This is a genomic window from Limnobacter sp. 130 (assembly GCF_902506325.1).
Classification (GTDB): domain Bacteria; phylum Pseudomonadota; class Gammaproteobacteria; order Burkholderiales; family Burkholderiaceae_B; genus Limnobacter.
Window position 1 is genome coordinate 435,705 of record NZ_LR732330.1, and the last position, 18,616, is coordinate 454,320.

Consider the following 18,616-nt stretch of genomic DNA (forward strand, 5'->3'; position numbering starts at 1 on the left):
TGTGGCAGCGGTATACTGCGGCATGAACGAATTACTTCTGCGCCTGAAACTGGCGGTTGCACACCCTCACGACGACAAAGTTTCCGTGCGATTTTTAGCCGACATGCACGGCGAATCCGCCCACGGCGCATTGCTGCTTTTTCTCGCAGTGCTCACCCTGCTGCCCATTCCCTTCTCAGGCTTTTTGTTCTCATTCGGAATCTGGGCAATTGCACGCATGATGTGGATCAACGACAGCAGCCACGGCCTGCCTGAATCGGTGTGCCGCGTTGAACTGTCCAAAGCATCGGCCACCCGCATGATCAAGATTTTGACGTGGATTTACACCAAAGCTGACCTGGTGTGCAAACCACGGCTTGAAGCACTCAGCAGCCCCGCCCACAGGGGCTGGCTTGTTCCCTTCATCGCGCTAATGGGCTTTATCATTTTCTTGCCCATACCCGGTGGCAACGGCACCCCCGCAGTTGCACTTATATTGATTGGGCTTGGGCTGATGGCGCGCGATGGTTTTGCGATCATCGCGGGCATTGTGACTGGCTTGGTGGGTGTCGGTGTGTTGGGGTTTTTGGTGTGGTTGATATTGAGAGTGGTTTAAGCGACTATTCATCGGCCTTTGCAGTCATTTGAAAGCAGTCAGCATCAGTCAGTTGTTCGGGCCATGGCAGAAGCGGCACTCATGACCTGGGGCGAAAACTCGACATGACGTTCAGTTATATCTTCCAACACCATGTCTGCGGCCTTCTCTGCAATCATGGTGGCGGCGGCATTCGTATTGCCACCCACCAAGGTCGGCATGATAGAACAGTCCACAATTCGCAAACCAGTCACGCCTCGGACTCTCAGGCGCGAATCTACCACGGCCATGTCATCAACACCCATTTTGCAAGTACCCACTGGGTGGTAAGCAGTTTCCGCCGTTTGGCGAACCCAGCTTTCAAGTTCTGCATCGGTTTGTACACCCTCGCCTGGAGCCAACTCTGATCGGCTATACGCTTCCAATGCCGGCTGCTTGACCAAATTCCGAAGAATTTTTATGGACTTAACCAAGCGGTCAATGTCGCGCTGATGCGCACCATAATTGGGATCAATTTCAGGGGGCTGCATTGGATCTGCACTTTTCAAACGGACTTCCCCACGAGATAGCGGACGAAGATCATAGGCCATGATGGAGTAGGCGTAATAGCGAAACAAAGGCCACAAGTTAAGACCATGCTTGGTTGCGGGTAACGGCACCACGTGAAATTGCAAATCCTCAATGGGTTCACTTTCCGCAGATTTCACAAAACCACCAGCCTCGGCCAAGTGGCTTGAAAACTCGCCTTTTTTGAAAAATACGTATTTGAACAAAGCCAACAAACGGGTACCCAATGCCAAGGGATTCATTGAAATGGTCACCCCGCGTTTTGCTTTCATCACCAAAAAAACATCCAGATGATCTTGCAAATTTTTGCCCACACCTGGCAACTCATGATGAAGATCAATATTGTGGCGATCCAGTTCAGCCTTCGGCCCTACACCGGACAGCATCAGTATTTGTGGTGTATTGAAAGCACCAGCGCTCAGAATAACTTCGCATCGAGCCTTGGCCACCATTTTTAAACCTTGAGAAAGGTATTCCACGCCCGTGGCTTTCTTTCCCTCAAAAAGAACCCGACTAACCCGGATATCGGCAATTACAGTCAAGTTGGGGCGCGTCATAATTGGCCACAAATAAGCCCTGGCATTGCTAAATCGCTGGCCGTCTTTGTGATACGACTTGTAAACCCCAAAACCAGTTTGAGTTGAACCGTTAAAATCATGGTTCTCTGGCCAACCCGCCTGAATTCCAGCCTGAACGAATGCCGAAGAAACAGGATTCAGATGCAAAGCGCTGGAAATATGCAATGGACCCTCGGTGCCATGAAATCTTGCAAGCTCGCTGGTGTTGTTTTGTCTCAAAGGCGCATAGCTTTCAGACTTCTTAAAATAAGGAAGCACCTCATCGTAGGACCAACCCTCGCAACCGAGATCTGCCCACAAATTGAAATCGGCAGGATTGCCACGAATGTTGACACACGCATTGATCGAGCTTGATCCACCCAGGGTTTTACCTCGCGGCTGAAACATCTCCCGATTACCCAAATGCGATTGAGGTGATGTCCAATAACGCCAAGTGTACTTTCGGCTAAACATCAAAGCAGCAATACCGGCTGGCATATTAATCAATGGATTTTTATGGTCTGTGGGGCCGGCCTCAAGCAACAACACCTTGAACCGCCCGCATGCAGTCAGACGGTTTGCCATGACACAACCGGAGGACCCAGCACCAACTACGACGAAGTCGAATTCATCCATCAGCCACCCTCTTGTTATTTTGATTCAAATTCATATTAATGGGTTGCATCGCCAGGACGCAGTGGCCAATACGAAGAAAGCTCAAGATTTTTTGACAGGGCCCATTGGTCGGGGCAAAAAGCCGTTCAAGGCTGCGCTGACGGTGGTTCTAACCACAAGTGTGGGTGTGCTTTGTTTGGTGTGGAGTTGTAATGTAGACAAACGCTGATTCAAAACAAAAAAGCCCAAGCTTTTAGACTTGGGCTTTTTCAATTTTGGTCGGAATGAGAGGATTCGAACCTCCGACCCCTTGCACCCCATGCAAGTGCGCTACCAGGCTGCGCCACATTCCGAGAAGGCTGGATTATACCTAGAAACGTTTAAGCTTTCAGGGCTTCACGCAAATTTAGCAATTGTTCTTTCAAAACTTCACGATCAATCAAAATTGGCAACGGTGCATCGCCCGCAGGGCCATTTTTTTCTTGATCCAAACGATTGCGTGCGCCGTTAATGGTAAAGCCGTGTTCATACAGCAATTCACGAATTCTGCGAATAAACAGCACTTCGTGATGCTGGTAGTAACGGCGATTGCCACGGCGGGTAATCGACTTCAGCTGCGTGAATTCTTGCTCCCAATAGCGAAGCACGTGGGTTTTAACGCCACACAATTCAGAAACCTCACCAATGGTGAAATAACGCTTGGCCGGAATGGGCGGCAAGCTGGCTGAGGGTGGTGCTCCGTCTGGGTTTACGGTTTTTTGCATTGAGTAATTTGCTTGTACTTAAATAATTTAGTGAAAATTATTCAACCAAAGCTTTAAGTTTCTGGCTGGGATGAAAGGTTACCACTCTACGCGCTGCAATGGGAATTTCTTCGCCAGTTTTTGGGTTTCTACCTGGGCGTTGTGGTTTGTCTCGCAGCTGAAAATTGCCAAAACCCGACAATTTGACCGAGTCACCGCCTTCAAGAGTGGTGCGAATTTCATCAAAAAACGCATCGACGAAATCTTTCGCCTCGCGCTTGTTCAAGCCCAGGCTGTCAAACAGCATTTCAGCCAGTTCGGCTTTGGTCAGAGACCCCGATGCCAGACCGTCTTCAATCAGGTCCATGCGGTCGGAGCGGGCTGTCATCTCGTTACTTCGGTCGTCGTTCAACACAAATTGATCCACAGTGAGTTCTACCTATTAACCAAATATATTTTTATCGCAAACGAGCAGCGCAACGCTGGCTGGCTTGCTCAATCATTTTCTTTAACAATGGCTCGATGTCTGCATCGGTCAGGCTGCGGTCCGCGGCCTGGAGGGTTAACCTGAATGCCAAACTTTTCTCATTTAGATTCAGACCCTTACCTTCTTCTTTCGGTACGAATTCATCAAAAAGGATAACCGATTTCAGCCAGCCAAGGTTGTCATCTTTCACTTCCGTGAAGGCTTTTTTAAGTTGCGCAGCAGCAATTGCCTGGTCCACCACAAACGCCAGGTCACGAACCACCACAGGTTGCTTGGACACCTCTTTGAATGCAGGCAACTTGCGGGTGTTCAGGCCATCGAGCAGCAATTCAAACACAATAGGCGCTTGGGGCAAATCGTACTCTTGTGCCAGCTTGGGGTGCAGCTCACCGATAAAACCAATGGGCTGCTTGTTCACCAACACGCGGGCACTGCGGCCTGGGTGCAAGGCTGGGTGTGGGTTTGCAGCATCGAATACTTCAAAGTCCACCTTGCGGCCATGCAGCAATTGCTCTACATCGCCTTTTACATCAAAGAAATCGAGTGCGCGGTTATTGCCGGCAGCCCATTGCAGCTGGTCGGCCAAGCCATAGGCCAAGCCGCCCAATTTCCAGGTTTGCTTGAAACCGGCCACGGTTTGCGCACCGTCTTGCACCTTGTCGTCTTTCTCGAACACGCGGGCCACTTCAAACACGCGCAAGCGGTCAACACGGTGGCCCAGGTTGTGTTTCAACACGCCAGCCAAGCTGCCTATCAAGGTGGAACGCATTACGCTCAAATGGCTTGCAATCGGGTTCAGCAGGCGCACAGGGTTGGTGTTGGCATTGAAGTCTGCCTCCCATTGTTCGGGCGTGAAGCTGTAGCTGACCACTTCCTGGTAGCCCAGCGCTGCCACTTGACGGCGAATGGCATGGCGGCCAATTTTGCCTTCAGCGGCAGGAAGCATTTTCAGCTTGCCCATGGGCGCGCGCAGCGGCAAGCTGTCGTAGCCAACCACGCGAATCACTTCTTCAATCAGGTCTTCTTCAATATTAATGTCGAAGCGGTAGCTGGGTGGGTTGACCACATAGCGGATTTCAGCGCCCTGCCCCTCGGTTGAAAACTGAAAACCCAGCTTGGTGAACACATCGTTTACTTGCTCAACAGTGAATGGCATGCCAATCACCATTTCAGCACGCGCATGGCGCAGCGTAACCGGCTTGCGTGCAGGCAGGTTCAACACCTGGTCCACCACGGGGCCAGCCTGGCCACCGCAAATTTCAAGAATCAAACTGGTAATGCGCTCAATGTGCTCGGGAATGGTTTGGAAGTCCACGCCACGCTCAAATCGGTGCGAGGCATCGGACGAGAAATTGAATTCGCGTGCACGGCCCACAATGGCGTCGGGGTGCCAAAACGCAGCTTCCACAAAAATATGGGTGGTGCCTTCGTTCACTGCAGTGTGGTCGCCACCCATAATGCCAGCCAGCGCTTCAGGGCCATTGGCATCACAAATCACGCCCATGTGCGGCTTCAGCGTTACTTCCATGTCGTTGAGCAGCTTCAGCTTCTCGCCGTCGCGAGCCCAACGCACGGTAAGGTCGCCCTGCACTTTGTCCAGGTCGAACACATGGCTGGGGCGGCCCAGTTCAAGCATCACGTAGTTGGAAATATCGACCAAGGCGTTCAAGCTGCGCTGGCCTGCGCCTTCAAGGCGATCAACCATCCACTGCGGTGTTTTTGCATTGTTGTTCACACCACGAATAACGCGCCCGGCAAAACGACCACACAGATCGGTGTTTTCAACTTTCACATTCAGTGTGTCGCCAATGCTTGCGGCCACAGGTGCAAATGAAGGCGCGTTCAGTGCTGCGCCTGTCAGTGCTGCCACTTCACGGGCCACGCCCCACACGCTTAAACAGTCCGCGCGGTTGGGTGTCATTTTCAGGGTGAACTTCATCTCGTTTAATCCGAGAAGTTCACGCACATTGCCACCCACTGGGAAGTCGCTGTTCAGAATGTGAAGGCCATCGACATCGCTGGGCACGCCCAATTCTTTGCCGGAACACAACATGCCGCCGCTTTCAACACCGCGCATTTTGGTGGGCTTGATCTTAAAGCCACCAGGCAACTCGGCACCGGGCAAGGCGCAAGGTACTTTCAGGCCTTCAGCCACATTGGGGGCACCGCACACAATTTGGCGCACATCGCCCTCGCCAACCTGCACTTGGCACACGCTTAAGCGGTCGGCATCGGGGTGCTTGTCTTTTTTAACAACCAAACCCACCACCACGCCAGAAAATTCTGGGGCCAGGGGTTCAAGTTCTTCAACCTCCAAACCCGCCATGGTGAGCTTGTCGCCCAGTTCTTGCGTGTTCAAAGGGGTGTTGACGAGTGACTTCAACCAGGATTCTGTGAATTGCATCTTGAAATATCCAAAACTGGTTTATTTAAATTTAATTGAATTGCTGCAGAAAACGAATGTCGTTTTCATAGAACAAGCGCAGATCGTTGATGCCATAGCGCAGCATGGTCAAACGGTCGGGGCCCACACCAAAGGCAAAGCCCGTATAGGTTTCCGGGTCGATGCCCACATGGCGCAACACATTCGGGTGCACCTGTCCGCAACCGGCAATTTCCAGCCACTTGCCTTTGTTGGGGCCACTGGTGAATGCCATGTCAATTTCCGCAGACGGTTCAGTGAACGGGAAAAACGAGGGGCGAAAACGAATGGTGATGTCGTCGGTTTCGAAAAAGGTTTTCAGGAAATCCATGAACACCGCTTTCAAATCAGCAAAACTGACGCCTTCATCAATCCACAAACCTTCAACCTGATGAAACATGGGCGAATGGGTTGCATCGCTGTCTACGCGGTACACGCGGCCCGGCGCAATAATGCGAATGGGCGGCTTGTTGGTTTGCATGTAGCGCACCTGCATGGGCGAGGTGTGCGTGCGCAGCAGGTTACCGCCGGTGCCTTCAACGTAGAAGGTGTCGTGCATGGAACGCGCGGGGTGATTCTCCGGTGTGTTCAATGCGGTGAAGTTGTGAAAATCGGTTTCAATTTCAGGCCCATCGGCCAAATCAAAGCCAATGGTGGTGAAAATTTCTTCAATGCGCTCTAGTGTGCGCATGGCTGGGTGCAAACCGCCGGTGCCACGCATGCGACCAGGCTTGGTGACATCAATGGCCTGTGCCTGCAGCTTGGCTTGCATGGCGGCATCGGCCAGCGCCTGGCGCTTGGCATTCAACACGGCCTCAACCTGCTGCTTAAGCTGGTTGATTTCCGCGCCGCGGGTTTTCTTTTCTTCGGGCGACAGCGCTGCCATGCCTTTGAGCAACTCGGTGACCTTGCCCTGCTTGCCCAAAAACTGGGCCTTGATGTTTTCAAGACTGGCCGGGTCGGTTGCCGATGACATGGCCTGTTCGGCCTCGGTAAGAATGGCTAAAAGCGATGCATCCATGGGTATTGGGTCGATTCTTCTTGAGATTGGAACGGCTTTGCGTAGAGCCCTGAATTGTACCGCCTGAAAACAAAAACGGAGCCCGAGAGCTCCGTTTTGTTTAGTCTTTTCGCCGACTTAAGTGAAATACCTCACTGGTAACACTTATGACAATTATTTGACTAGCTTAGGCCTGCGCTGCACGCACTTGACCCACGATGGCAGCGAATGCTGCTTTGTCGGTCACTGCCAAATCAGCCAACACCTTGCGGTCCAGACCAATTGCGGCTTTCTTCAAGCCATTGATGAATACGCTGTAGGTCATGCCGTGTTCACGCACTGCTGCGTTGATACGGGTGATCCACAGGGCGCGGAATACGCGCTTCTTGTTGCGACGGTCACGGTATGCGTACTGACCAGCACGCATAACCGCTTGCTTGGCAACGCGGAATACATTGTTACGACGACCGCGGAAGCCTTTGGCTTGGGCGATAACTTTTTTGTGACGGGCGCGAGCCGTTACACCACGTTTTACTCTAGGCATTTGACACTCCTCCCGGTTATGCGTAAGGCATCATGTCGCGAACGCGACCGATGTCTGATTTATGAATCGTTTCCATGCCGCGCAATTGACGCTTGCTTTTGGTCGTTTTCTTGGTGAGGATGTGGCGCTTAAAGGCGTGGCCACGCTTGATCGATCCGCTTGAGCGGACCAAGAAACGCTTGGAGGCGCTCTTTTTGGTCTTCATCTTGGGCATCTTGGTGCTCCTGATACTGTTTGGTAATTGAACCAAACCTGCTTGCAGGTGGCTTCGACGAAGCACTTTTCTGACCTGGTGGGCAATTTGTTGCGCTGTGTTTTTACTCACAATGCAGCAAGCCCGCGATTATAGCGCGGGTTTGCTAATACTGGCAATCTTTTTGGAAAATTACACTTTCTTGCGTGGCGCAATCATCATGACCATTTGGCGGCCTTCCATTTTGGGCATTTGTTCTACCTGACCAATTTCTTCGAGGTCGTTGCGAACACGCTCCAAAAGGCGGGCACCAATGTCTTGGTGAGCCATTTCACGTCCGCGGAAGCGCAAGGTAACTTTGCACTTGTCGCCGTCTTCCAGAAAACGGGTCAAATTACGCAACTTCACGTTGTAATCGCCGTCGTCTGTTCCGGGGCGGAACTTGATTTCCTTGATTTGAACCTGTTTTTGTTTGGATTTGGCCTCAGCAGCTTTCTTTTGCTCTTGGTAACGGAACTTGCCGTAATCCATCAGCTTGGCCACTGGCGGCACCGCCTGGGGTGCAATCTCTACCAAATCCACACCGCCTTCTTCAGCCATCCGCAGCGCGTCTGACGTTTTAACGATGCCTAACTGCTCACCCTCAATTCCAATGAGGCGCACTTCGGGGATACGAATTTCCTCGTTCGTGCGATTTTTCTTTTCTGCTACGATGTCTAGCCTCTTTCTTCTGGTTAAATAAAATCAGGCCCTGCTGTTGATTTCACCCAGCAAGCGCTGAACGAATTCATCAACAGGCAAGGAGCCCAGGTTTTCGTTGCCGCGCAGGCGCACAGCAACTTGGTTTGCATCACGTTCCGCGTCGCCGATTACAGCGATATACGGGATTTTCTGCATGGTGTGCTCACGGATTTTACGATTGATCTTTTCATTACGCAAATCCGCCTCCACCCTAATGCCTTGTTTTTTCAACATTTGCACCACATTGTGCGCGTATTCATTGTGCGCTTCGGTGATGGTAGCAACCACCACTTGCACCGGCGACAGCCACAGAGGCATGGCGCCCGCATGGTTTTCAATCAAGATGCCGATGAAGCGCTCCATTGAACCCACAATGGCACGGTGAAGCATAACAGGCACGCGGCGACTGTTGTCTTCGGCCACATATTCGGCACCCAAGCGACCAGGCAACTGGAAGTCAACCTGAATGGTGCCGCACTGCCATGAACGACCGATCGAGTCTTTCATGTGGTATTCAATTTTAGGGCCGTAGAAAGCGCCCTCGCCCGGCAGCTCGGTCCACTCAACGCCACAGGCCTTCAAGGCAGCACGCAGGGAATCTTCGGCTTTGTCCCAGGTTTCATCGGTGCCCAAACGGGCCTCGGGGCGCAAGGCCAACTTGACATTGATTTCATTGAAACCAAAGTCAGCGTACACCTGCATGGCCACCTGGTTGAATTTGGTCACCTCTTCGCGAACCTGATCTTCGGTACAGAAAATGTGACCGTCGTCTTGCGTGAAGCCACGCACTCGCATAATGCCGTGCAAGGCACCGGAGGTTTCATTGCGGTGGCATGCACCAAATTCACCATAGCGCATGGGCAAGTCGCGGTATGAACGCAAATCGCTCTTGAACACCTCGATGTGACCCGGGCAGTTCATCGGCTTTAAGGCGTAGTCGCGCTTTTCCGATTCGGTGGTGAACATGTGTTCTTTGTAGTTGTCCCAATGACCCGACTTTTCCCACAGCTTGCGGTCCAGAATCTGGGGGCAGCGAATTTCCTGGTAATCACCATCCAGATACACTTTGCGCATGTATTGTTCAATTTGCTGCCACAGTGCCCACCCCTTGGGGTGCCAAAACACCAGGCCTGGCGCTTCGTCTTGCATGTGGAACAAATCAAGCTGCTTGCCCAGTTTGCGGTGGTCGCGCTTTTCAGCTTCTTCAAGGCGGTGCAGGTAAGCGGCCAGGTCTTCTTTTTTGGTCCAGGCCGTGCCGTAGATACGCTGCAACATTTCATTGTTGGAGTTGCCGCGCCAGTAAGCACCAGCCACTTTCATCAGTTTGAAATGCTTTAACTTGCCGGTGTTGGGCACGTGGGGACCACGGCACAAATCGATGAACTTGCCTTCGCGGTACAGGGAAATATTCTCGTTGCTGGGAATGCTGGCAATGATTTCCGCTTTGTAATGCTCGCCTTGGTCTTTGAAAAACTGCACGGCGTCGTCGCGCACCCACTCTTCGCGAGTAACCACTTCATCGAGCCTGGCCAGTTCAGCCATTTTTTTCTCGATTGCTTCCAGGTCTTCAGGGGTGAAGGGGCGCTCGTAAGAAAAGTCGTAGTAAAAGCCGTCTTCAATGACCGGGCCAATGGTGACCTGCGCTGTGGGGAACAATTCCTTCACGGCATAGGCCAACAGGTGGGCCGTTGAGTGGCGAATCATGTCCAGCCCTTCCTCGTCCTTTTCAGTGACGATAGAAAGTGAGGAGTCGCTTTCGATGGTGTAGGAGGTATCAACCAGCGTGCCGTTTACCGTGCCGGCCAAGGCGGCTTTCGCCAAACCGGGGCCGATGCTTGCAGCCACTTGGGCGACTGTCACGGGGTGATCGAAAACACGTTCGGATCCGTCAGGCAGGCGGATAACTGGCATATGTACTTCCCTTACGATTGTTTAGGCTTGGATAGACTTTTCATCAACCCTCTATTTTAGCCTTTCAATCGGTGCCTGAATGTTGAAATCAAACCAATTTGGGCTTGTGAATGCCTTCCTTGATGTCTTTTTTCACTTTCTTCGCCGCTTTTTTCTCTTTGGGTGAGCTTAGCGCTTTCTTCTTGTCCATCTTGTTGCTTTTCTGTTCATGGCCCATGGCCAGCACTCCTGAAGGTTTCAAGCATGCAAATGCAAACCTGATTCCTGCATTGTGCAACGGAATGGAGATTCTTGATGATTTAGTTTTGGGGGGAGAATTTGGTAGGACCGACTGGAATCGAACCAGCGACCTCTGCCATGTCAAGGCAGCGCTCTAACCAGCTGAGCTACGGTCCTAAAGAAGAGTGCGAAATATACACCAGTGCGCTTGCGGGGGCAAGTCCAAACGCGCTTGACAAGACTTCTGACAAGAACTATTGTCATATTCAATTTTTCAAGACCTCCCTCACCCACAAGGAAAGCAAATGGCCATTAAAGTCAGCCCTCAATCGTTTGAATCCATGCGCAAAGTCATGAACGGCTTCTGGATTGTGGTTCCAGCCTATTTGCTGATTAGCCTGGTCATGCCTTTCCTGTTGGTGCTGGCCGCTTTGCTGCTGGTGGCGCACACGCTGGAATTGCCAATTGCCTTCTTGCGACTGCGCGGTAAAAACTTGCCAACCATGGAAGTGGTGTCAAAAACCCTGCTGTATGGCTTCACCTGGTGGCTGCCGAAAAGCCTGGAAGCAAAATAAAACCAGTCACATTGCTGTTTATGGCTCGGGGTTTTTGTCAAAAAAGAGTCATATAACTGTCACAAGGTAGTCAAATCGAGCGCGTTTAATGGGGCCATGACAAGAACATGGACATTAAAAATGCGCTCGAACCAGTTGAATTTCAAGCAGCAACTTGCCGAACAACTGTTTGCGAAAGCGACAACTGAAGAACATTCCCTCAATGCAGCGGCATCCGCAGTTTCTCAGGGTTCCGACCCCGTCGACCCTGCTTCTGAGGAACAAGGTTCCAACAAATACCGCACCATCTGGATTTCAGACATTCACTTGGGCACGCCCGGTTGCCAGGCCGACGCCCTGCTCCACTTCCTGAAACACAATGAAAGCGACACGCTGTACCTGGTCGGGGACATTATTGACGGCTGGCAATTGCGCAAAAGCTGGTTTTGGCCGCAAAGCCACAACGATGTCATTCAGAAAGTGTTGCGCAAAGCGCGCAAGGGCACGCAAGTGGTGTTTATTCCCGGCAACCACGATGAAGCCGCGCGCCAGTTTGCAGGCATGACCTTTGGCGATATTCCGATTATGGAAAATGCGGTGCACGTCACTGCAGACGGCAAACGTTTGTGGGTAGTGCATGGAGATGAATTTGATCAGGTGGTGCGCTACGCCAAGTGGCTGGCCTACCTGGGCGACACGCTGTACACCTTCGCTTTGACCATGAACCGAATGCTGAACAACATTCGAATCAAGCTGGGTTACCCGTACTGGTCGCTGTCCCAGTTCTTGAAGCAGCAGGTCAAGAACGCGGTGAACTTCATTCTCGAGTTTGAGCATGCTCTGATACATGAAGCCAAACACCGCGGCTACGACGGTGTTGTGTGTGGCCATATTCACAAAGCCGAGATTAAAGAAGTCGACGGCTTGTTGTACTGCAACGATGGCGACTGGGTGGAAAGCCTGACCGCCCTGGTTGAACACCCTTGCGGCAAACTGGACATTGTTCACTGGCCACACCGTGACCTGCCGGTTCGCAAACAAAAAGCGCTTGCGCACACAGCAGCGGAGTGAACCACCATGCGAATTCTGATAGCAACTGATGCCTGGGCACCACAAGTCAACGGTGTGGTACAAACGCTCAGCCAGGTGGTAGAACAGCTCACTGCCCGCGGCCACGACGTGCGGGTGATTCACCCTGGTTTGTTCAAAACCATTCCTTGCCCCACCTACCCTGAAATTCGCTTGGCCCTGTGGCCTTTCACCCGCCTGCGCACTGAACTCGACCAGTTTAAACCGCAGGCCGTGCACATTGTGACCGAAGGGCCCATCGGCTTGGCCATGCGTTTGCTGGCCCATGGCCGCAAGTTGCCCTTTACCACTGCGTACCACACGCAGTTTCCCGAGTATGTCAAAGCGAGGTCGGGCATTCCCATTCGCTTTACTGCCGCACTGTTGCGGTGGTTCCACAAGCCCTCCCGCGCAGTCATGGTGCCCACCCAATCAGTAATCACCACGTTGAAAAAGCGTGGTTTATCCAACTGCGTGCTGTGGCAACGGGGTGTGGATTTGAAACGCTTCAATCCCGATCAATCGGCCGCCAGCAAGCACCTAAGTTACAGCCCGCGCGATTTGCCTCAAGATGACGCGCAACAAGTAGAACTGCTGCGTCGACTGAATGAACTCACGGATGAAAAACCGGTGTTTCTGTACGCGGGTCGAGTGGCTGTGGAAAAAAACCTGGAGGCTTTTTTAAGTCTTGAATTGCCCGGCGAGAAGTGGATTGCTGGTGATGGACCCGCCCGCAAAGCGCTTCAAAGGCAGTTTCCCGAGGCCAAGTGGTTTGGCATGTTGAACCATGCTGCCTTGTCTGAATTGTACAAACGTGCTGACGTGTTTGTCTTTCCCAGCCTGACCGACACGTTTGGATTGGTGCTGCTTGAGGCCATGGCCAGTGGCTGCCCCGTGGCGGCCTTCCCCGTGAACGGGCCGCTGGATGTAGTAGGCAGTTCCGGTGCTGGCGTGCTGGACTGGAACCTGAAAACAGCCGCCATGGCCGCATTGAGAATTGAACGAAATGCGCCACTGAAACACGCCAGCACTTTTACCTGGGAAAACTGTGCTGAGCAGTTTCAAGGTTATTTGGCCCCAATTGGACTGGGCAACCTTGCTCCCAAGAAGCTGCCGGGCAACCCCAAACCTTTGTCCAACCGCCCCTGAAGTCGATTGCCCTGTGAATTGCCTATAATAGGCACAAAATGAAAACTCAAAACCTATTCTCGGGAGCAATACAAATTGGGATTCCTAGCCGGTAAAAAAATTCTGATCACAGGCCTGCTGTCAAACCGTTCAATCGCTTACGGTATTGCCAAGGCCTGCCATGCGCAGGGGGCTGAACTGGCCTTCACTTACCAAACCGAACGCTTTATCGACCGTGTAACCGACATGGCTGCCGAGTTTGACTCCAAGTTGGTGTTTCCTTTGGATGTGGCTGAAGACGCTCAAATTGAAAGCCTGTTTGCCGAACTGAGCAAGCAATGGGATGGTCTGGATGGTTTGGTACACGCCATTGGCTTTGCACCACGCGAAGCCATTGCAGGTGACTTTCTGGAAGGTATTTCACGCGACGCGTTCCGCATTGCGCACGATATTTCTGCCTACAGTTTTCCGGCACTGGCCAAGGCTGCCTACCCCATGATGCAGGGCCGCGAAGGCGCATTGCTTACGCTGAGCTATCTGGGTTCGGTGCGCATGGTGCCCAACTACAACACAATGGGTTTGGCCAAAGCATCGCTGGAAGCATCTGTTCGCTACCTGGCTGAATCACTGGGCCCCAAAGGCATTCGCGTCAACGGTATTTCGGCTGGCCCCATCAAAACACTGGCTGCCGCTGGCATTAAGGGCTTTAGCAAAATTTTGCACGCCGTGGAAGACGCGGCCCCACTGCGTCGCAACGTGACCATTGACGATGTGGGCAACGCCGCTGCCTTCATGTTGTCTGATTTGGCGCGTGGCATTACTGCTGAAATTACCTATGTGGACGCGGGCTACAGCACGGTTGTAGGTGGCATGGCAGAATAAGGAACATTGTTCCTAAAACGTTTCACCCTAGGGCGGTATTCAGGTGAATCAAGCACATGCAAACACGGCAACCCTCGCTGTAGCGGGGGTTTCAAAAACACTTGGTGGCGTTCAGCTTTTTAAAGACGTCAATCTGCAACTTCAGCAGGGTGAATCTCTTGCAGTGGTTGGAGAATCGGGCTCAGGCAAATCCACATTGCTCCACCTGATGGCGGCCCTGGATCAGCCCGATACAGGCGAAGTGTATTGGGCAGATAAAAATATCTGCACACTCAACACCAATCAAGTGGCGGCCATTCGCCTTCGGCACGTGGGTCTGGTGTTTCAGGCCTACTACCTGATGCCGCATTTAAGCGCCCGACAAAACGTTGAACTGCCCTTTCTGCTTGCGGGTCAAAAACCTGATTCCGCACACGCATCACTCTTGCTGGAACAAGTGGGCATGGCCCACAAGGCAAATAGTTTCCCCCGAGAAATGTCGGGTGGCGAGCAACAGCGCGTGGCCATTGCGCGTGCCCTGGCTTTGAACCCGCCCCTGATACTTGCAGACGAACCCACTGGAAACCTTGACGAAGACAACGCCGAACGTGTTCTGCAGGTGTTGCTGCAAGCCTGCAATACACATGGCTGTGCCTTGGTCATGGTGACTCACTCCATGAAGGCAGCAGGCCATTTGAATCAACAACTCAGCCTGGCCGAGCACCGACTGGTATGAAATCCGGCATGTACCTACCTGCGCAACTCGCATTGAAATTTCAATTGTTCTCGGGTGCGTTGCGGGACCAGCCTTTCAAATGGTTGATCGCCACGTTGTCAATTGCAGTGGGCGTGGGCCTTGGCTTTGCAGTGCACCTGATTCACAAACAGGCACTGGATCAGTTCAACAACGGTGTGCGCCAGTTTTCCGGGCAGGCCGATTTGCAATTGCTGCCGCACAGCCAACTGTTGCCGGAAGCCGCACTGGACCAACTCAGTGTGCTGCCTGAAGTGGCTGTGGCATCGCCAGTCATTGACATTTTGGTACCGGTCAGGGACCTGGAAAAACCAGTGCGTTGGTTGGGGCTGGATGTTTTTACCGCGGCCCTGGTAACCCCCAACCTGATTGGACAAACCAATGAAAAAACAGAGAACCCCCCAGAGCAAGGCGACATACCGCTGTTAAACAGCAACAACGTATTCATCAGCCCGGCATTGAAAGAACAGTTGCCCGGCGAACAGCCGACGCTCAGCACACTGCAAGGTAACCGTAGTGCTGAATGGCGCATTGCGGGCAATGTGCCTGCGGCGGGTGCGGGCCAGGTGTTGGCCATGGCGGATATCGCAGCAGTGCAGTGGCGCCTGGGCACCCTGGGACACATATCCCGAGTCGACCTGAAGCTCAGAGAAGGCGTAAGTCCGGCTGCATTTCAAAAACAATACGAGGCACAGTTCGCCAGCCTGGGCCGCCTTGAAACACCCAGTGAACAAGGCACACGGGGTGCCAGTGTGTCACAGGCCTACCGTGCCAACCTGTCAATTTTGGCCATGGTGGCCCTGTTAACGGGTGGCTTTCTCACCTTTTCAACTCAAATGCTCGCCGTGGCGCAACGTTCGCGCCAATGGGCCTTGTTGGCAGCCTTGGGGGCCAAAGCGGGCACATTGCGCATGCAAGTGCTGTTTGAATCCATGTGCTGCGGCATCGTGGGTGGGGCCTTGGGTGTTGCAATGGGCTGGGGATTGGCCTGGTCGGTAGTGCGCTATTTGGGCGTTGATTTGGGCGCAGGTTACTTTGAAGCAGCGCACGGTGCGGTAAGCCTTGCACCTGTTGACGCGATGCTGTTTGGCGGTTTCGGCGTGTTGGCGACATTACTGGGCGGCTTGTCCCCTGCATTTCAAACCGGGCAAATGGCTTTGCACCAGCGGCTGCGCGCTGGCACCGAAGAGGCAGGCCTGCAGTTTGCCAACAAAGCGCACTGGCTGGGCTTGCTGCTGTGTGCAATTGCGCTTGCCTGCCTGTGGATTCCTCCATATGGCAACATTCCCGTGGGCGGCTATTTGGCGGTTGCCTTTGGCCTGTTTGGCGGCATTGCCATGATCGGGCTTGTAGTGCGCGCATTCATTCGCCACCCCGTGCAGCTGTCTGCCCTTGGGGATCTTGCAAAATCGCGGCTGGCCAGTACGCCGAATTTGCTGGCGGTAGGGTTATCGGGCGTGGTGGCCAGTTTTGCGTTGGTGGTGGCCATGCATGTGATGATCTACAGTTTTCGCTTTTCGCTCGACAATTGGTTAACGCAGGTGCTGCCCGCGCCCCTGTATGTCAAATTAAACACACCCACAATTCCAGCATTTCCGGATGAATTTCAAAACAAACTGGCTGCGGAGCCAGGCATTGATTTGATTGAATTCTGGGGCTCGCAATCTTTGGTGCTCGACCCGAAACGACCTGCCGTGGAATTGATTGCAAGACCGATTGGTGTCGATGCGGCCCGGCAACGCCTGCCAATGACCGGCACCACCCTGGATTCACCACAGGCTGGTACTTTGCCAGTGTGGGTCAGTGAACCCATGACCGACCTTTACGGTTTTAAAGCAGGCAGTCAACTTGTGTTGCAACTGGACCAGGGCACCGTGATACCCACCACGGTGATGGGCGTGTGGCGCGACTACACCCGGCAGCACGGTGCGATCGTGTTGCCCAAAGCTGCACTGCTGAGTGAATTCAATGTGAAATTCAAAGACACTCAAGGCGCTGTATGGCCAAACCAGGCTGTCACGGTGAAAGAAGCCATCACCCGGATTGAAAAGGCAGCCAGCACTACCGCCTTGTCAAATAAAATCGACTTTGCCGAGCCCGGAGAAATCAGACAAATCAGCCTGGACATTTTCGATCGGAGTTTTGCGGTCACCTACCTGCTGGAAATTGCCGCCATAGTGATTGGCCTGTTTGGTGTGGGCACAACCTTCTCTGCCATGGCATTGCAACGCAAGCGCGAATTCGCGCTGCTCGGTGCCATTGGGGCTGGCCCGGGATGGATGCTCAAGCTGATTGCACGCGAAGCTTTCCTGGCCTCGACTTTGGCGGCTGGCGTGGGTTTGACGATTGGCCTTGCATTTGCAGCCATCCTGATTTTCGTGGTCAATCCACAATCGTTTCACTGGACCATGGAATGGTTTACGCCCTGGCGTGATCTGATCTTGATGGTCGTGGTGTTGGTGGCAATGAGCAGCGCAACAGTCACGCTTGCCCTGCGCGGCAAATTGAATACACAACTGGTGGACCAACTCAAAGAGGACTGGGCATGATGCGGCGGAAAATTCTGAAAGCAGGCTTGGCGCTGCCCGTCCTCGCGCAACTGGCCTTGCCGCGATCGGTTCATGCCGCACGCGGCCTTGAACGGGTATACGCACAGCCAAGCCCAGAGATACTACCCAGGCTGCCACAAGATCACGGCGTGCACCCTGCATTTCGTACCGAATGGTGGTACTTCACCGGGTGGTTTGAAAGCCCTGAATTTGAACAGGCTTTCGGCGTGCAAATTACGTTTTTCAGATCTGCACCCAATGTGAATGTTCAAAACCCCAGTGCATTCTCGCCCCAACAACTGTTATTTGCGCATGCAGCGGTGGCGCTGCCCAAGGCAGGCAAGCTGGTGCATGAACAAATCGTTCGCCGCGCAGGCCGCGGCGGCGCCGAATTGAAAACCAGCAGCACTGAGGTACTGAATATTCGAATGCCAGGCTGGCACCTGCAAAGTGGCAATGGCAGCCAATGGCAATGCCGGGTGGATACACCGCAACTTTCGATGAACCTGAGCATGGCAGAAACCCAGACCCCATGGATACAGGGCCAAGGCGGCTACTCCCAAAAAGGACCAAAACCAGAGCAAGCGAGTTATTACATCACCATGCCGCACCTGAAAAGCACGGGCACCATTCGCATTGAGGGCAAAACATTGCCAGTGCAAGGCACCTTCTGGATGGATCATGAATGGTCCAGCACTGTATTGGCACCCAACGCCCAGGGTTGGGACTGGGTTGGTTTGCACGGTGATCAGGGCGAGTCGCTGATGGCCTTTCAAATTCGCGACCGCGACAACACCAAACCCCCGGTGTGGACCCATGCGGCACTTCGCCAGGCCAATGGCGAGGTACGCAATTTCAGGCAAATCCAGTTCAAGGTGTTGCGCCAATGGAAATCAACCCGAACCGGAATTCAATACCCTGTGGCACAGCAACTGCAACTCGATGAGCAAACCTTCGAACTTGAACCGCTGTTTGATGATCAGGAACTGGACGCACGCGCCAGCACGGGCACTTTGTATTGGGAAGGCGCTGTGCGCGTGAAAAGCAACAAGGCTTCGCCTTGGGGCCGAGGCTATCTTGAAATGACGGGGTATGATCGCCCCATGCAACTTTAAGTCAAATGCCACAC

General features: G+C 53.1%; 18 protein-coding genes and 2 tRNA genes. 8 read left to right on the top strand and 12 right to left on the bottom strand.

All coding sequences use genetic code 11. From position 1 onward, the window contains the following. Window positions 1–22 precede the first annotated feature (22 nt). A complete protein-coding gene (locus tag FRIGORI9N_RS11075; protein ID WP_159570838.1) occupies window positions 23–595 on the top strand; it encodes an exopolysaccharide biosynthesis protein in 573 nt (190 codons plus the stop codon). Window positions 596–639: 44 nt separating this feature from the next. Here the strand turns inward: FRIGORI9N_RS11075 and FRIGORI9N_RS11080 are convergent, their stop codons facing one another. The 12 genes from FRIGORI9N_RS11080 to FRIGORI9N_RS11135 form a co-directional block, all read right to left on the bottom strand. After that, window positions 640–2,334 (bottom strand): GMC family oxidoreductase, encoded by a 1,695-nt coding sequence (locus FRIGORI9N_RS11080; protein WP_159570841.1) that lies wholly within the window; start codon window positions 2,332–2,334, stop codon window positions 640–642. Window positions 2,335–2,589: 255 nt separating this feature from the next. Beyond that, a tRNA-Pro gene (locus tag FRIGORI9N_RS11085) sits at window positions 2,590–2,666 on the bottom strand. 27 nt (window positions 2,667–2,693) lie between these two features. Further along, window positions 2,694–3,077 (bottom strand): MerR family transcriptional regulator, encoded by a 384-nt coding sequence (locus tag FRIGORI9N_RS11090; RefSeq protein ID WP_138518433.1) that lies wholly within the window; start codon window positions 3,075–3,077, stop codon window positions 2,694–2,696. Window positions 3,078–3,114: 37 nt separating this feature from the next. Further along, window positions 3,115–3,468 carry an integration host factor subunit alpha gene (locus tag FRIGORI9N_RS11095; RefSeq protein ID WP_371717251.1) on the bottom strand — a complete coding sequence of 118 codons (354 nt, stop codon included), beginning with the start codon at window positions 3,466–3,468 and terminating at the stop codon, window positions 3,115–3,117. Between the two features lie 46 nt (window positions 3,469–3,514). Then, the gene (gene pheT / locus FRIGORI9N_RS11100) at window positions 3,515–5,947 is read right to left on the bottom strand and encodes a phenylalanine--tRNA ligase subunit beta (protein WP_159570844.1); all 2,433 of its coding nucleotides are present in this window, start codon (window positions 5,945–5,947) and stop codon (window positions 3,515–3,517) included. A gap of 31 nt (window positions 5,948–5,978) precedes the next feature. Further along, window positions 5,979–6,941, bottom strand: a complete 963-nt coding sequence (pheS, locus tag FRIGORI9N_RS11105) for a phenylalanine--tRNA ligase subunit alpha (protein ID WP_369745970.1) — start codon at window positions 6,939–6,941, stop codon at window positions 5,979–5,981. A 211-nt stretch (window positions 6,942–7,152) separates the two neighbouring features. Further along, on the bottom strand, window positions 7,153–7,509 hold the full coding sequence (rplT, locus tag FRIGORI9N_RS11110) for a 50S ribosomal protein L20 (RefSeq protein WP_008249959.1): 357 nt from the start codon (window positions 7,507–7,509) through the stop codon (window positions 7,153–7,155). A 16-nt stretch (window positions 7,510–7,525) separates the two neighbouring features. Next, window positions 7,526–7,723, bottom strand: coding sequence for a 50S ribosomal protein L35 (gene rpmI, locus FRIGORI9N_RS11115; RefSeq protein WP_008249957.1), 198 nt, complete (start codon window positions 7,721–7,723; stop codon window positions 7,526–7,528). Window positions 7,724–7,894: 171 nt separating this feature from the next. Continuing rightward, complete coding sequence (infC, locus tag FRIGORI9N_RS11120) at window positions 7,895–8,416, bottom strand: translation initiation factor IF-3 (protein ID WP_159571815.1); 522 nt, start codon at window positions 8,414–8,416, stop codon at window positions 7,895–7,897. A gap of 30 nt (window positions 8,417–8,446) precedes the next feature. Next, window positions 8,447–10,354, bottom strand: a complete 1,908-nt coding sequence (gene thrS / locus FRIGORI9N_RS11125; RefSeq protein ID WP_159570847.1) for a threonine--tRNA ligase — start codon at window positions 10,352–10,354, stop codon at window positions 8,447–8,449. An 88-nt stretch (window positions 10,355–10,442) separates the two neighbouring features. Further along, on the bottom strand, window positions 10,443–10,595 hold the full coding sequence (locus tag FRIGORI9N_RS11130; protein WP_159570850.1) for a hypothetical protein: 153 nt from the start codon (window positions 10,593–10,595) through the stop codon (window positions 10,443–10,445). A 78-nt stretch (window positions 10,596–10,673) separates the two neighbouring features. After that, window positions 10,674–10,750: transfer RNA gene (locus tag FRIGORI9N_RS11135), tRNA-Val, on the bottom strand. A 128-nt stretch (window positions 10,751–10,878) separates the two neighbouring features. On the opposite strand from FRIGORI9N_RS11135, the gene FRIGORI9N_RS11140 reads away from it, so the two are divergent. The 7 genes from FRIGORI9N_RS11140 to FRIGORI9N_RS11170 all read left to right on the top strand — a co-directional run bounded on the left by FRIGORI9N_RS11140 (window position 10,879) and on the right by FRIGORI9N_RS11170 (window position 18,602). Next, on the top strand, window positions 10,879–11,148 hold the full coding sequence (locus tag FRIGORI9N_RS11140; protein ID WP_008249951.1) for a hypothetical protein: 270 nt from the start codon (window positions 10,879–10,881) through the stop codon (window positions 11,146–11,148). A gap of 120 nt (window positions 11,149–11,268) precedes the next feature. Next, complete coding sequence (locus FRIGORI9N_RS11145) at window positions 11,269–12,198, top strand: UDP-2,3-diacylglucosamine diphosphatase (RefSeq protein WP_159570853.1); 930 nt, start codon at window positions 11,269–11,271, stop codon at window positions 12,196–12,198. Window positions 12,199–12,204: 6 nt separating this feature from the next. Next, window positions 12,205–13,344, top strand: coding sequence for a glycosyltransferase family 1 protein (locus tag FRIGORI9N_RS11150; protein ID WP_159570856.1), 1,140 nt, complete (start codon window positions 12,205–12,207; stop codon window positions 13,342–13,344). 75 nt (window positions 13,345–13,419) lie between these two features. Then, window positions 13,420–14,205 (top strand): enoyl-ACP reductase FabI, encoded by a 786-nt coding sequence (gene fabI, locus FRIGORI9N_RS11155; RefSeq protein ID WP_159570859.1) that lies wholly within the window; start codon window positions 13,420–13,422, stop codon window positions 14,203–14,205. Between the two features lie 43 nt (window positions 14,206–14,248). Then, on the top strand, window positions 14,249–14,920 hold the full coding sequence (locus tag FRIGORI9N_RS11160; RefSeq protein ID WP_159570862.1) for an ABC transporter ATP-binding protein: 672 nt from the start codon (window positions 14,249–14,251) through the stop codon (window positions 14,918–14,920). Next, the gene (locus FRIGORI9N_RS11165) at window positions 14,917–17,487 is read left to right on the top strand and encodes an FtsX-like permease family protein (protein WP_159570865.1); all 2,571 of its coding nucleotides are present in this window, start codon (window positions 14,917–14,919) and stop codon (window positions 17,485–17,487) included. Before FRIGORI9N_RS11160 ends, FRIGORI9N_RS11165 begins: the two co-directional genes overlap by 4 nt. After that, window positions 17,484–18,602 (top strand): lipocalin-like domain-containing protein, encoded by a 1,119-nt coding sequence (locus FRIGORI9N_RS11170; RefSeq protein ID WP_159570868.1) that lies wholly within the window; start codon window positions 17,484–17,486, stop codon window positions 18,600–18,602. Before FRIGORI9N_RS11165 ends, FRIGORI9N_RS11170 begins: the two co-directional genes overlap by 4 nt. The last annotated feature ends 14 nt before the right edge of the window (window positions 18,603–18,616 follow it).

Bases quoted from the DNA above. Each gene is read 5' to 3' on its own strand.
- FRIGORI9N_RS11075 (WP_159570838.1), top strand. From the start codon at position 23: ATGAACGAATTACTTCTGCGCCTGAAACTGGCGGTTGCACACCCTCAC.
- FRIGORI9N_RS11080 (WP_159570841.1), bottom strand. From the start codon at position 2,334: ATGGATGAATTCGACTTCGTCGTAGTTGGTGCTGGGTCCTCCGGTTGT.
- FRIGORI9N_RS11090 (WP_138518433.1), bottom strand. From the start codon at position 3,077: ATGCAAAAAACCGTAAACCCAGACGGAGCACCACCCTCAGCCAGCTTG.
- pheT (WP_159570844.1), bottom strand. From the start codon at position 5,947: ATGCAATTCACAGAATCCTGGTTGAAGTCACTCGTCAACACCCCTTTG.
- pheS (WP_369745970.1), bottom strand. From the start codon at position 6,941: ATGTCATCGGCAACCGACCCGGCCAGTCTTGAAAACATCAAGGCCCAG.
- rplT (WP_008249959.1), bottom strand. From the start codon at position 7,509: ATGCCTAGAGTAAAACGTGGTGTAACGGCTCGCGCCCGTCACAAAAAA.
- rpmI (WP_008249957.1), bottom strand. From the start codon at position 7,723: ATGCCCAAGATGAAGACCAAAAAGAGCGCCTCCAAGCGTTTCTTGGTC.
- thrS (WP_159570847.1), bottom strand. From the start codon at position 10,354: ATGCCAGTTATCCGCCTGCCTGACGGATCCGAACGTGTTTTCGATCAC.
- FRIGORI9N_RS11140 (WP_008249951.1), top strand. From the start codon at position 10,879: ATGGCCATTAAAGTCAGCCCTCAATCGTTTGAATCCATGCGCAAAGTC.
- FRIGORI9N_RS11145 (WP_159570853.1), top strand. From the start codon at position 11,269: ATGCGCTCGAACCAGTTGAATTTCAAGCAGCAACTTGCCGAACAACTG.
- FRIGORI9N_RS11150 (WP_159570856.1), top strand. From the start codon at position 12,205: ATGCGAATTCTGATAGCAACTGATGCCTGGGCACCACAAGTCAACGGT.
- FRIGORI9N_RS11165 (WP_159570865.1), top strand. From the start codon at position 14,917: ATGAAATCCGGCATGTACCTACCTGCGCAACTCGCATTGAAATTTCAA.
- FRIGORI9N_RS11170 (WP_159570868.1), top strand. From the start codon at position 17,484: ATGATGCGGCGGAAAATTCTGAAAGCAGGCTTGGCGCTGCCCGTCCTC.